The sequence below is a fragment of the Aquabacterium sp. J223 genome, assembly GCF_024666615.1.
In the GTDB taxonomy this organism is placed as follows: domain Bacteria; phylum Pseudomonadota; class Gammaproteobacteria; order Burkholderiales; family Burkholderiaceae_C; genus J223.
In genome coordinates, this window is the sequence record NZ_CP088297.1 from 1612531 (window position 1) to 1625388 (window position 12858).

The 12858-nt window shown below is 72.7% G+C and carries 12 protein-coding genes; 5 read left to right on the top strand and 7 right to left on the bottom strand.

The window, feature by feature from the left end; translation table 11 throughout:
- Positions 1-5: 5 nt before the first annotated feature.
- From LRS07_RS07820 to LRS07_RS07850, 7 genes are all read right to left on the bottom strand, one after another.
- Positions 6-962, bottom strand: coding sequence for a 2-hydroxyacid dehydrogenase (locus tag LRS07_RS07820; protein ID WP_260501374.1), 957 nt, complete (start codon positions 960-962; stop codon positions 6-8).
- Positions 963-977: 15 nt separating this feature from the next.
- On the bottom strand, positions 978-1919 hold the full coding sequence (locus LRS07_RS07825) for a Bug family tripartite tricarboxylate transporter substrate binding protein (RefSeq protein WP_260501375.1): 942 nt from the start codon (positions 1917-1919) through the stop codon (positions 978-980).
- An 82-nt stretch (positions 1920-2001) separates the two neighbouring features.
- Positions 2002-3330 (bottom strand): enolase C-terminal domain-like protein, encoded by a 1329-nt coding sequence (locus LRS07_RS07830; RefSeq protein WP_260501376.1) that lies wholly within the window; start codon positions 3328-3330, stop codon positions 2002-2004.
- 7 nt (positions 3331-3337) lie between these two features.
- Positions 3338-4354 carry a Bug family tripartite tricarboxylate transporter substrate binding protein gene (locus LRS07_RS07835; protein WP_260501377.1) on the bottom strand — a complete coding sequence of 339 codons (1017 nt, stop codon included), beginning with the start codon at positions 4352-4354 and terminating at the stop codon, positions 3338-3340.
- A gap of 32 nt (positions 4355-4386) precedes the next feature.
- Positions 4387-5298, bottom strand: a complete 912-nt coding sequence (gene kdgD / locus LRS07_RS07840) for a 5-dehydro-4-deoxyglucarate dehydratase (RefSeq protein WP_260501378.1) — start codon at positions 5296-5298, stop codon at positions 4387-4389.
- 177 nt (positions 5299-5475) lie between these two features.
- Positions 5476-6207 (bottom strand): FadR/GntR family transcriptional regulator, encoded by a 732-nt coding sequence (locus LRS07_RS07845; RefSeq protein ID WP_260501379.1) that lies wholly within the window; start codon positions 6205-6207, stop codon positions 5476-5478.
- A gap of 218 nt (positions 6208-6425) precedes the next feature.
- Complete coding sequence (locus tag LRS07_RS07850; RefSeq protein ID WP_260501380.1) at positions 6426-8336, bottom strand: methyl-accepting chemotaxis protein; 1911 nt, start codon at positions 8334-8336, stop codon at positions 6426-6428.
- A 235-nt stretch (positions 8337-8571) separates the two neighbouring features.
- Here LRS07_RS07850 and LRS07_RS07855 point away from each other — a divergent pair, with 235 nt between their 5' ends.
- From LRS07_RS07855 to LRS07_RS07875, 5 genes are all read left to right on the top strand, one after another.
- Positions 8572-9291, top strand: coding sequence for a dienelactone hydrolase family protein (locus LRS07_RS07855; protein ID WP_260501381.1), 720 nt, complete (start codon positions 8572-8574; stop codon positions 9289-9291).
- 28 nt (positions 9292-9319) lie between these two features.
- Positions 9320-10219 carry a LysR family transcriptional regulator gene (locus LRS07_RS07860; RefSeq protein WP_260501382.1) on the top strand — a complete coding sequence of 300 codons (900 nt, stop codon included), beginning with the start codon at positions 9320-9322 and terminating at the stop codon, positions 10217-10219.
- Between the two features lie 97 nt (positions 10220-10316).
- Positions 10317-11120: a putative hydro-lyase gene (locus LRS07_RS07865; protein WP_260501383.1), complete on the top strand. Its 804-nt coding sequence runs from the start codon at positions 10317-10319 to the stop codon at positions 11118-11120.
- A gap of 48 nt (positions 11121-11168) precedes the next feature.
- Complete coding sequence (locus tag LRS07_RS07870) at positions 11169-12140, top strand: TRAP transporter substrate-binding protein (RefSeq protein ID WP_260501384.1); 972 nt, start codon at positions 11169-11171, stop codon at positions 12138-12140.
- The gene (locus LRS07_RS07875) at positions 12137-12757 is read left to right on the top strand and encodes a TRAP transporter small permease (RefSeq protein ID WP_260501385.1); all 621 of its coding nucleotides are present in this window, start codon (positions 12137-12139) and stop codon (positions 12755-12757) included. Before LRS07_RS07870 ends, LRS07_RS07875 begins: the two co-directional genes overlap by 4 nt.
- Positions 12758-12858 lie beyond the last annotated feature (101 nt).

Below are 12858 nucleotides of genomic sequence, written 5' to 3' on the forward strand. Positions count from 1 at the left end.
CGGCGTCAGCTGGCGGCGGAGACCAGCCGGCCGTCGCGGTAGAAGCCGGCCAGGTTGTCGAGCACGCGCTGCGCCATCGCGCGCCGCGTCTCGTCGGTGGCGCTGGCGACGTGCGGCAGCAGCACCACGTTGTCGAGCGAGAACAGCGCTTCCGGCACCCGCGGCTCGTCCTCGAAGACGTCGAGCCCGGCGCCGGCGATGCGGCGTTCGGCCAGCGCACGCACCAGCGCCGCCTCGTCGACCACCGAGCCGCGGGCGACGTTGACGAGGAAGCCGCGTGGGCCCAGCGCGTCCAGCACCTCGGCGTTCACCAGGTGGCGGGTCTCGGCACCGCCGGCGGTGATGACCACCAGGAAGTCGCACCAGTCCGCCAGCGCGGCCAGCGAGGGCTCGTGCGGCCAGTCGACGCCCGCCACCGGTCGGCGGCTGTGGTAGCGGATGGCCATGTCGAAGCCGCCGGCGCGGCGGGCGATGGTGCGGCCGATGCGGCCGAGGCCGACGATGCCCAGCTTCGCGCCGCTGACCCGGCGGCCGAGGCCGAAGCCGTCGCCGGCCGCCCAGCGGCCTGCGCGCACGAAGCGGTCGGCCTCGACGACGCGGCGCGCGACGGCCAGCACCAGCGCCATCGCGGTGTCGGCCACGCAGTCGTTCAGCACGTCGGGCGTGTAGCCCACCGCCACCCCGCGCGCGGCCAGCGACGGCAGGTCCAGCCGGTCCAGGCCGACGCCCATGCTGGAGACGACGCGCAGCGCCGGCAGGGCCGCCAGCGTCGGCGCGTCCAGCCCCACGCCGGCCGAGGTCACGGCGCCGGTGAAGGACGCGCCGTGTCGGGCGAGGAAGGCGGCGGGGTCGGCCTCGTCGGCCAGGCGGTGCAGGTCGTAGCCCTCGGCCAGCGGCCCCTCGAGGAAGGGCGGCAGGCGGCCGAGCTGCAGCAGGCGGGGGCGGTCGGTGGGGGTGGTCATGGGGTGGATGGTCGCTCAGTCGAGCTTCACGCCCGCCTTGGCGACCACCTGCGCCCAGTGGCGGCGCTCGCGGTCGAAGAAGGCGGCGAACTCGGCCGGGGTCATGGTGTGCACCTCCGCGCCCTGGCTGACCAGCTTCTCGCGCACCTCCGGCGAGCGGATGATGCGGGTCAGCTCGGCCTGCAGCCGCGCCAGCTGGGGCGCCGGCATCGAGGCCGGCACCAGCACGCCCTGCCAGGTGCCGGACTCGAAGCCCGCGACGCCCTGCTCGGCGACGGTGGGCACCTGCGCCAGCAGCGGCACCCGGCTGCCCTTGGACACCGCCAGCACCTTGAGCTTGCCCGCCTGCACGTGCGGCAGCGTGGCCAGCATGCCGTTCATCAGCACCTGCGTCTGGCCGGCCACCGTGTCGCCGATGGCCTGCGCGCCGCCCTTGTAGGGGATGTAGGTCCACTTGGCGCCGGTGGCCTGTTCCACCGCCACGCCGGCCAGGTGCGGCGCGCTGCCGATGGCCGTCACCGCCATGTTCAGCGGCTGCCTGTGCGACAGGGCCACCAGCTCGGCCAGGCTGTTCGCCGGCACCGACGGGTGCACCACCAGCAGGTGGGGCGAGTAGGCCAGCATGGTGACGCCGCGCAGGTCCTTCGCCGGGTCGAAGGGCAGCCGGGTGTAGACCGACGGGCTGATGGCCAGCGCGCCGACGTCGCACAGCAGCAGCGTGTGCCCGTCCTTCGACTTGGCGACGAAGTCGGTGCCGGTGTTGCCGTTGGCGCCCGGCTTGTTGTCGACCACCACCGTGGTCTTCAGCGCCTCGGCCAGCGGCTGGCCGATGGCGCGGGCGATGATGTCCGACGAACCGCCCGGCGGGTACGGCACGACGATGCGCAGCGGCTGGCCGGGCCAGGCCTGCGCCCGCGACGTCGCGGGCGAGAACAGGCCGGCGGCGGCCCCGGCCATCAGGCCGAGGGCCGCGCGTCGCGGGGGGAGGTCAGGTCGTTGGGGTTCGTCACGTTGTCGTCCGCTCCGGTGGTGGTCGTGGTCAGCGCACCATGCAGGGCCGCTTGGGGTCGAAGGTCCAGCCAGGGATGACGTGCTGCATGGCGACGGCGTCGTCGCGCGCGCCCAGGCCGTGCGCCTGGTAGAGCCGGTGCGCGGCCTCGACCCGGGCCATGTCGAGCGTGACGCCGAGGCCGGGCGCGGCGGGCACCGCCACCTCGCCGCCGACGATGCGCAGCGGCTCGACGGTCAGGCCTTGGCCGTCCTGCCAGATCCAGTGCGTGTCGATGGCGGTGATGCGGCCCGGCGCCGCGGCGGCGGCATGGGTGAACATGGCCAGCGAGACGTCGAAGTGGTTGTTCGAATGCGAGCCCCAGGTCAGGCCGAAGTCGCGGCAGGTCTGCGCCACCCGCACCGCGCCCTGCATCGTCCAGAAGTGCGGGTCGGCGAGCGGGATGTCCACGCTCTGAAGCGACAGCGAATGCACCATCTGCCGCCAGTCGGTGGCCACCATGTTGGTGGCGGTGGGCAGTCCGGTGGCGCGGCGGAACTCGGCCATCACCTCGCGGCCGGAGAAGCCGCCTTCGGCGCCGCAGGGGTCCTCGGCATAGGCGAGGGTGCCGTGCAGGTCCCGCATCAGCCGCACCGCGTCCTTCAGCCACCAGCCGCCGTTCGGGTCGAGCGTGATGCGCGCCTGCGGGAAGCGCGTCTTCAGGGCCTTGACCGCCTCCACCTCCTCCTCGCCGCGCAGCACCCCGCCCTTCAGCTTGAAGTCCTGGAAGCCGTAGCGCGCCTGCGCGGCCTCGGCGAGGGCGACGATGGCCGCCGGGGTCATCGCTTCCTCGTGACGCAGGCGACACCAGGGATCCTCGGCGTCGGGGTCGCTGGCGTAGGGCAGGCCTGTCTTCTGCCGGTCGCCGACGTAGAACAGGTAGCCCAGCATGGGCACGCGGTCGCGCTGCTGCCCTTCGCCGAGCAGCGCGCACACCGGCACCTCCAGGTGCTGGCCGAGCAGGTCGAGCAGCGCCGACTCCACCGCCGTCACCGCATGGATGGTGGTGCGCAGGTCGAAGGTCTGCAGCCCCCGGCCGCCGGCGTCGCGGTCGGCGAAGCGCTGGCGCATGGCGTTGAGCAGCCGCTGCCAGTCGCCCACCTTCTGGCCTTCGAGCAGTGGCGCGGCGTCCTCCAGCGTCTGCCGGATGGCCTCGCCGCCGGGGACCTCGCCGACGCCGGTGCGGCCGGCGGAATCGGTGACGACCAGCAGGTTGCGGGTGAAGAACGGCGCATGCCCGCCGGACAGGTTGAGCAGCAGGCTGTCGCGCCCGGCCACCGGCACGGCGCGGACGGATTGGATGCGGGGGGTGTTGTTCACCTCGGGCTCAATCCGCGCTGATCCTGCGCGTCTCGATCACCTGCTTCCAGCGCGCGAACTCGCGCTGCTGGAAGGCGGTGAACTGCTCCGGCGTGTTGGCGACGATCTCGAAGCCGAGGTCGGTCAGCCGCGTCTTCACCACCGGGTCGTTCAACGCCGCCACCATCGCCGCGTGCAGCTTCTGCTTGACGTCGGCCGGCAGGCCCCGAGGTGCGGCCACCGCCTGCCAGGAGTAGACGTCGACGTCGGCCACGCCGGCTTCGGCCAGCGTGGGCACCTGCGGCAGCAGCGGGCTGCGCTTGTCGCCGGTGATGGCCAGCGCGCGCAGCCTGCCCGAGGCCACGTGTTGCGTGACGACGTTGATGTTCTGGAACGACGCGTCGACCACGCCGCCGAGCAGGTCGTTGATGGCCGGCGCGCCGCCCTTGTAGGGCACGTGCAGGCCCGAGGTGCCGCTCTGCAGCCAGAACAGCTCCGCCGTCAGGTGGTCGGACGAACCGTTGCCCGACGAGGCGAAGGTCAGCTTCTCGGGCTGCTTCTTCAAGGCCGCCAGCAGGTCGGCCACCGTGCGCTGCGGCGACGCGGCCGGCACCACCAGCACGTTGGGCGCCTGCACCGCGACGGTCAGGTAGTCGAAGTCCTTCAGCGCGTCGTACGGCACGCTCTTGATCAGGTGCGGCGCGATGACGTAGGGACCGAGCGACGCGACCAGCAGCGTGTGGCCGTCGGCCGGCGCGCGCTTGACCTGCCCGGCGCCCAGGGTGCCGGTGGCCCCCGGGCGGTTGTCCACGACGAAGGTCTGGCCGAAGCGCTCCTGCAGCTTGGCGGGCAGGCTGCGGGCGATCATGTCGGTGGAGCCGCCCGCGGGGAAGGGCACCACCAGGGTCACCGGCCTGTCGGGCCACGACTGCGCGGCGGCGAACAGCGGGGCGGCGGCCAGCAGGGCCGCAGAGAAGCCGCCCAGCAGGCGTCGCCGGGTGGCGGTCGACGCAGGGCGCGCAACGGGCGTGAAGGGCGAAGTCATCTCGTCGTCTCCTGTCTTGTCACCGGGCTCGTTCACTGCGGCCCGAGCTTGGCCACCAGCGCGCGCAACTGCTCGACCTCGGCCGCGGTGAGGTCGGACAGCGGCGGGCGCACCGGGCCGGCGGAATGGCCGGCGATCGTGGCCCCGGCCTTGACGATGGACACCGCATAGCCCTCGCCCTGGTTGCGCAGCGCGATGTAGGGCAGGAAGAAGTCGCGGATCAGGCGGTTGCAGGTCTCGTCGTCGCCGGCGGCATGGGCGTTGTAGAAGTCCATCGCCGTCTTCGGGATGAAGTTGAAGACCGCCGAGGAGTAGACCGGGCAGCCCATGGCCTTGTAGGCGCCGGCGAAGACCTCCGCCGTCGGCAGGCCGCCGAGGTAGGCGAAGCGGTCGCCCAGCGTCTGGCGGATGGCGACGAACTTCTCGATGTCGCCGACGCCGTCCTTGAAGCCGATGAGGTTGGGGCAGCGGTCGGCCAGCTGCAGCAGGCTGGCCGGGGTCAGCCGGCAGGCGCCGCGGTTGTAGACGACGACGCCGAACCTGACGCTGCGGCACACCGCCTCGACGTGGGCGACCAGGCCCTCCTGGCTGGCCTCGGTCAGGTAGTGCGGCAGCAGCAGCAGCCCCTGGGCGCCCAGGCGCTCGGCCTCCTGCGCATAGCGGATGGCCAGCGTGGTGCCGGCGCCGGCGCCGGCCAGGATGGGGGTGCGGCCGCGGCAGGTGTCCAGCGCCACCTGGACCACCTGCGAGAACTCGGCAGGCTCCAGCGAGAAGAACTCACCCGTGCCACCGGCGGCGAACAGCGCCGAGGCGCCGTAGGGCTGCAGCCACTCGAGCCGCTCCGCATAGGGCGTCGGCGCGAAGCGCAGATCGGCGTCGAAGTCGGTGAGGGGAAAGGACAGCAGGCCAGCCTGCAGCACGCGCTGGAGCTCTTGGGGGGACATGGCGGTTCTCCGGGCTTGCGGGCCGGTATGGCCGCAACGTCATATGTCATCGTACAACTTGGACCGGCCCGCAACGAACAAGGGATAACCCGGTGTCCGGGTCCGGTTCCCGGCATGGGCGCCATGGCCGGGCGGCCGGGGGCGGCCCGTCCCGGCGGTGAGAAAAGTCGCCGGCCGTCAGCCCGGGCCGGCCTCGTGGGCGCGGCGGCGCCGCTCGCGGCTGTTGGCCAGGTGGGTGCGCATGGCCGCGCGGGCGGCCTCCGGGTCCTGCGCCACGATGGCGACGAGGATGCTGTCGTGCTCGGCGTTGACCCGGCGCAGGTACTGGCCGCGCACCTCCTTCGACGCCCCCTGCTGAAGGCGGGCGCGCGGGATGATGTCGCGGCCGAGCGTGGCCATCAGGTCGGCGAAATGGGCGTTCTGGGTCGCCCGCGCGATCTCGACGTGGAACTGGAAGTCGGCGGCCACCGCGTCGGCGCCGGCCGCGATGGCCGACTCCAGTTCGGCGAGGGCGGCGCGCATGGCCGCGAGGTTGGCGTCGGTGCGGCGCACGGCGGCCAGCGCGGCGGCCTCGGTCTCCAGCCCGATGCGCAGCTCGAGCACGGCGATGACGTCGCGCAGCGTGGCCATCTGGTCGGCATCGATGCGGAAGCCGGGCGTGTCGCCCGGGCCGAGCACGAAGGTGCCGATGCCATGGTGCGTCTGCACCATGCCGCTGGCCTGCAGCTTGGAGATGGCCTCGCGCACCACCGTCCGGCTGACACCGAACTCGGCCATGATGGCCGCCTCGGTGGGCAGCTTGGTGCCCTCCGTCCAGCGGCCGTCGCGGATGCGCTCGCCCAGGGTGTCGACGAGGTCGAGCGCCAGCGTTCGGGGGCGGCGTCGGGGTGGCGGGATCACGCTGGACATGGGCTGCTTCCGGTTGGCGCCGCCGTGACAGCCAGGGCGGTTTCCGTTCAGTGTTGTATGACGACTGACCGGACGGCGCAAGTCACGGAGGGTTCGACGCGTCCTGCCCGGTGCTCGGCCGGGCGGCCGCGGCACCTGCCGCACGCCCCGGCCGACGACGGCGCCATTGTCGCCAACGAGGGCGGGTCTGCCGGCGGGCACGGCGTGCCCGCGCCGCGTCAGGCCGGGTCGACCCGGAAGCGCGCCACCCGTGCGGCCAGCGCCAGGGCCTGCTCGCGCAGGCTGTCGGCCGCCGCTGCGGTCTCTTCCACCAGCGCCGCGTTCTGCTGCGTCTGCCGGTCCAGCGTCCCCAGCGAATCGCTCACCAAGTGCACGCCGCCGCTCTGTTCCTTGGTCGCTTCGAAGACGGTGGACATCAGCGCCTTCAGCTGCTCGGCGTTGTCGCGCAGCGACCGCATCTGGTCACCGGCCGAGCCGACCACGCGGGCGCCGGCGTCCACCCGCCCCACGCTGTCGGTGATGAGCGTCTTGATCTCCCGCGCCGACTGCGCCGATCGCTGTGCCAGGGCGCGCACCTCGGCGGCGACGACGGCGAAGCCGCGGCCGTGCTCGCCCGCGCGTGCCGCCTCCACGGCGGCGTTCAGCGCCAGGATGTTGGTCTGGAAGGCGATGCCGTCGATCACCGAGATGATGTCGGCGATGCGGGTCGACGACTCCTGCACGCCGTGCATGGTGCGCACGACCTCGCCGATGGTCTCGCTGCCCGCCGTGGCGGCCGACGCATTGGCGCTGGCGATGGCGGCGGCCGACTGGCTGGTGTCGGCGGTGCTCGCCACCGTGGACGCGATCTGGTGCATGGCCGATGCCGACTCTTCCAGACTGGCCGCGGCCTGCTCGCTGCGGCGGCTCAGGTCCGTCGAGGCGCCGGCGATCTCGCCGCTGGCGTGGACCAGGCCGTCGGAGGCCGCCCGGACCTCCAGCACGATGCCGCGCAGCGAGCTCTGCATGTCCTTCATGCTGTTCATCAGGTCGGCCGCCTCGTCGCGGCCCCAGGGGCGGGGCGCCATGGTGAGGTCGCCCTTGGTCATCGCTTCCAGGTGGCGCCGCACCTCGGCCAGCCCGCCGTTCATCACCAGGTAGAAGCTGTAGAACAGGTAGGCGGCGGTGAGCAGGCAGACGCCGGTGAGGATCAAGGTGGCATCGCGGCGCTGCAGGTCGTGGCCGATGCGGTCGGCCAGCAGCGAGTCCAGCAGCGTCATGCCGTCCGAGGAGAGCGCGCGCAGCGCGTCGACGGCGGCCTGCCCCGGCACGTCCAGCATGGCGGTCTGGGCGTCGAAGCGGTCACCGAACCAGGCGCGTTCCGCCGCGTCGAGGAAGCGCCGGCTGGCGTCGAGCGCGGCGGCCATCGGCAGCCTGGCCACCTCCGGATGGCCGTCCGCGGCACGCCGCAGCTGCCCCTCGATGTCACCCAGTTGCACCCGTGCCTGGTTCCACAGGGCATACAGGCGCCGCAGCTGCGCCGGGTCGGGCTCGCCCTGGCCCATCGACCCGGCCAGGCCGCGTGCATGGGAGATGGCCTCGACGACGTCGAAGGTGACGATGGCCGACACCGACATCAGGTAGTAGGTGGTCTGCTCCGGGTCCAGCGACAGCAGAGAGGCGTCGAGCACCGAGGTGCGGGCGTCGCGCAGGCCGTCGACGTAGGCCTGCATCGCGGCCGCGGTGGACGCGCCGGTGCCGAGCGCCTCGTCCGCCTTCAGGGCCGGGACCAGGGCCGGCCGGAAGTCGAGCCCGGCGGGGCGCTGCTCGACCAACTGCAGCACCGCGGCCTTGCGCGCCCGGATGGCCGCCAGGTCCGGGCCGGTCGACGAGCCGCCCAGGAGCAGGCGGCGCTGCCGTTGCGCCTCGATCAGCCAGGGCTCCAGCAGGCGCAGCGTCTCGACGCCGGCCCGCTCCTTGCGCGCGAAGTCCACCGCCGCGGCAACGTTGTCGAGGTAGGCCTTGAGCAGGAACAGCAGTGGCAACAGGAACGCCAGCGACACCAGCAGCGCCTTGGCCCGGAAGCCGAGCTTGCGGAACAGCCGGACCCCCGGCGCCCAGACGCCGTGGTGGCGAAAGAAGGGCAGCATGGCGCTGCTGCTGGGTCGCGTGGCGGTGGGGCGGGCCGTCGGGTGCATGCGTCGTCCAGGGGGTGTTGGTATGAAGCGCCTATCGGCAACGCCTTGCCCGGCTTGAACGCGCCGGTGTGGGGAGATCTCGACGCGAGAGGCTCGCCCACCCTCGCCGGTGGCCGCCCTCTGCAACGATCGCGCCCGTGTCGTCGGCTAGGCTTGCGCTTTGTCAACACAGCAGGAGCACCGCCCGATGAGCCCGACCCGCCCGACCCGCGCCGCCGAATGGATCCGCCTGCCGTCGTCCGACGGCGGTGCCTTCGACGCCTACCTCGCCTTGCCGCCGGCCGGCACCGGCCCGGGCCTGGTGCTGTTCCAGGAGATCTTCGGCGTCAACGAGCACATCCGCGCGGTGGCCGAGCAGTACGCGCTGGACGGTTTCGTCGTGCTGGCGCCGGACATCTTCTGGCGCCAGCAGCCGCGGGTCGAACTGGGCTACGACGGCGAAGACCGCAACCGGGCGATGTCGATGATGAAGGCGCTGCAGCCGCAACAGCTGATGGCCGACGTGCGCGACAGCGTCGCCGCGCTGCGCGCACGGCCCGAGGCGGCCGGGCGCAAGGTGGGCGCCATCGGTTACTGCCTGGGCGGCCGGCTGGCCTTCGGCGCCGCGGCCACCACCGACGTCGACGCCGCGGTGGCCTACTACGGCGGCGGCATCCACGACCAGCTGGACAAGGCCGCGGGCATCACCGCGCCGATGCAGTTCCACTACGCCGAGCAGGACGACAACATCCCGCTGTCCGCGGTGGAGAAGGTGCGGCAGGCGTTCGCCGGCAAGCCCGCCGAGGTCTTCGTCTACCCCGGCGCGCACCACGGCTTCAACTGCTGGGCGCGCGGCAGCTACCACCCGGCCAGCGCCGCCCTGGCGCACGGCCGCAGCCTGGCCTTCCTGGCCGAGCGGCTGTTCTGATGCCGGCGGCCCGGGTGCGCCTGCGGCGATGAACCTGCGCTTCGTCGAGGCGTACTACTGGGCGGTCTCGCTCAACAGCGTCACGCGGGCGGCGGAGAAGCTGCACATCACCCAGTCCGCGCTGTCCAGCCGCATCGCCGGGCTGGAGGCCGAACTCGGCGCGGCGCTGCTCGACCGGCGGTCGCGGCAGTTCCGCGTCACCGCCGCCGGGCTGCGCTTCCATGCCTTCGCGCAGCAGCTGCTGACGCTGCAGCGGCAGATCAAGTCCGAGATGGGCGGTGACGCGCCGGCGGCGCCGGTGCAGCTGCGCATCGGCGCCATCGAGTCGGTGGTGCACAGCTGGCTCACCGGCTGGCTGCAGCAGATGCGCCGCAGCCACCCCGACTTCCAGCTCGACCTGACGGTGGAGATGACGCCGGTGCTGACCGACCAGGTGGCGCGCGGCTCGCTGGACCTGGTCTTCGCCGCGCTGCCGGCCGGCGGCGCCGGCATGCGGGTGCGCCCGCTGCCGGACATGGAGATGAGCTTCGTCGGCCACCGGGCCCTGCACACCCGGCGTCGCTACACGCTGGACGAACTGGCCGGCTTCGACCTGATGACCTTCCAGCGCGGCTCGCAGCCGCACGTGGCGCTGCTGGAGCTGTTCCGTCGCGCCGGCACCGCGCTGCCGCGGGTGCATTCCATCTCCTCCATCTCGGCCATGTCGCAGCTGGTCGAGGGCGGCTTCGGCATCGCCACGCTGCCGCGCGCGGCGGCCGAGCGGCTGGCCCGCCACCTGCCGCTGAAGACCCTGCGCTGCGACACCGGGCTGACGCCGCTGACCATCTACGCCAGCTTCCGCGACGACCCCGGCTCGGTGGTGGTGCAGTCGGTGCTGGACGCCGCCGTGGCCTATGTCGGCACGGACCGGAAGCCATCGAAAAAGTGATGAGCTGAGCAAGAAATTTCGCGTTTGGCCCGGCCGGACCGACTTTCCACAATGCCGCCACGGACCGCTCCTCCACCGGTTCGAGCAAGGAAGCGGCTTGTCCCAGACCCCCGTCCTCGATGAAGCGTCCAGCGGCCTGGCCGTGCGGCACGCGGCCCGGCAGGGCCGGCTCACCGGCCACACCAGCGGCCTGGCGCGCGAGCAGGTGCAGGGCAACCTGGTGGTGCTGGCGGCCGCCGACGCCGGCGACTTCCTGCGCTACTGCCAGCGCAACCCGAAGCCCTGTCCGCTGCTGGCGGTGTCCGAGCCCGGCGACCCCACGCTGCCGACGCTCGGCGCCGACCTCGACCTCCGCACCGACGTGCCGCGCTACCGCGTCTGGCGCCACGGCGAACTGGTGGCGGAACCGACCGACCTGCGCGCGCTGTGGCGCGACGACCTGGTCAGCTTCGTCATCGGCTGCTCCTTCAGCTTCGAGCACGCGCTGCTGGCCGCCGGCATCCCGCTGCGCCATGTGCAGCAGGGCCGCAACGTGGCCATGTACCGCACCCACGTCGCCACGCAGCGTGCCGGCGCCTTCTTCGGCCCGATGGTGGTCAGCATGCGCCCGCTCAAGGCGGCCGACGCCATCCGCGCAGTGCAGATCACCGGCCGCACGCCGGAGGTGCACGGCGCGCCGGTGCACCTCGGCGACCCGGCGCTGATCGGCATCGCCGACCTGTCGCGGCCCGACTACGGCGACGCGGTCGAGGTGATGGCCGACGAGCTACCGGTGTTCTGGGCCTGCGGCGTCACGCCGCAGGCCGCGGTGGCCGCCGCCCGGCCGGCCTTCTGCATCACCCATGCGCCGGGCGCCATGCTGGTCACCGACCTGCTCAACCGCCGGCTCGGCAGCGCCTGACCACCGCCGCCGTCTCCCGCCCTGTCCACCTTCCGAAAGGAGTCCGCGATGAAGAAGCTCTTGTGCGCTGCCCTGGCCCTGGCCGCGACCACCGCCCTGGCCCAGACCCGGTGGGACCTGCCCTCCGGCTACAACGCCAACACCTTCCAGGTGCAGAACCTGCAATGGTTCGCCGCCGAGGCCGAGAAGGCCAGCGCCGGCAAGCTGAAGATCCAGGTCCACCCCGGCGCCTCGCTGTTCAAGGCCAACGAGATCAAACGCGCGGTGCAGTCGGGGCAGACCGCCATCGGCGAGTTCATCCTGTCCAGCGCGGCCAACGAGAACCCGCTGTTCGGCGTCGATTCCATCCCGTTCCTGGCCACCAGCTACGACGAGTCGCGGCGGCTGGACGAGGTCTCGCGCCCGGGGCTGGAGAAGGTGCTGCGCGAGCAGGGGCTGAAGCTGCTCTACACCGTGCCGTGGCCGCCGCAGGGCCTGTACACCGCCAAGCCGGTGGCGTCGATGAGCGACCTCAAGGGCACCAAGATGCGGGCCTACAACCCGGCCACCGCGCGCATCGCCGAGATCGTCGGCGCGCAGCCGGTGACCATCCAGCTGGCCGAGCTGCCGCAGGGCCTGGCCACCGGCACGGTGCAGAACTTCCTCACCTCCAGCGCGTCGGGCGTGGACAGCAAGCTGTACGAGCACGTCAAGTATTTCTACGACGTCAACGCCTGGCTGCCGCGCAACGCGGTGGTGGTCAACCAGCGCGCCTTCGACGGGCTGGACAAGGCGACCCAGGACGCCGTGCTGAAGGTGGCCGCCGACGCCGCCAGGCGCGGCTGGCAGCTCAGCGAGCAGAAGGACGCCGAGTACATGAAGGAGCTGGCGGCCAAGGGCATGACGGTGGACCTGACCAGCGAGGGCCTGAAGCGCGAGCTGAAGACCATCGGCCAGCGCATGAGCGCCGAATGGCTGCAGACCGCCGGCGAAGACGGCCAGCGCGTGCTGTCGGCCTTCTCCGCCGCGGCCCGCAAGTGAGCGCCGCCGCCGCCGCCGCCATGGCCGCCGATGCCAGCACCCTGTCGTCGCCGGCGGCGACGTCGGCCCGGCGGGCCGGACGGCTCCGCCGCGGCCTCGACGGGCTGTACGCCGCCGGCGCGGTGGCCGGGGCGGTGTGCATCGCGCTCATCGCGCTGCTGATGGTCTGGCAGAGCGTGGGCCGGCAGCTCGGCATCGGCACCGGCGCGGTCAACGACCTCGTCGCCTGGCTGTGCGCCGCGGCCGGCTTCCTGACCATGGCCGGCGCCTTCCGCCATGGCGACTTCGTCCGCGTGTCCCTGCTGCTGGAAACGTTGTCGCCGCCGGCGCGGCGCCGGGCCGAACTGGCGACGCTCGGCATCGCCGCGGTGTCGGTGGCCTACCTGGCCTGGTGGGCCTGTCGCTTCACGTTCGACAGCTGGCGCTTCAAGGAGATGGCGCAGGGCCTGCTGCCCATCCCCATCTGGATACCGCAGTCCAGCTTCGCCGCCGGCTCGCTGCTGCTGCTGGTCGCCGTGATCGACGAATGGGTGGGGGTGGCGCGCGGGTCGATGCCCACCTACGAACGGCTGACGGCCGAGCGGCACGCCGCCGGCGACTTCTCCTCCGACCTCTGAAGGACAGTCATGAGACGCGCTGTGTCGACCATCGCCGGCGGGCCGAGCGCCCGGCCGCTCCCAAGCCGGCCCGCCGTCCCCGCGGGGGATCGAGCGACGTC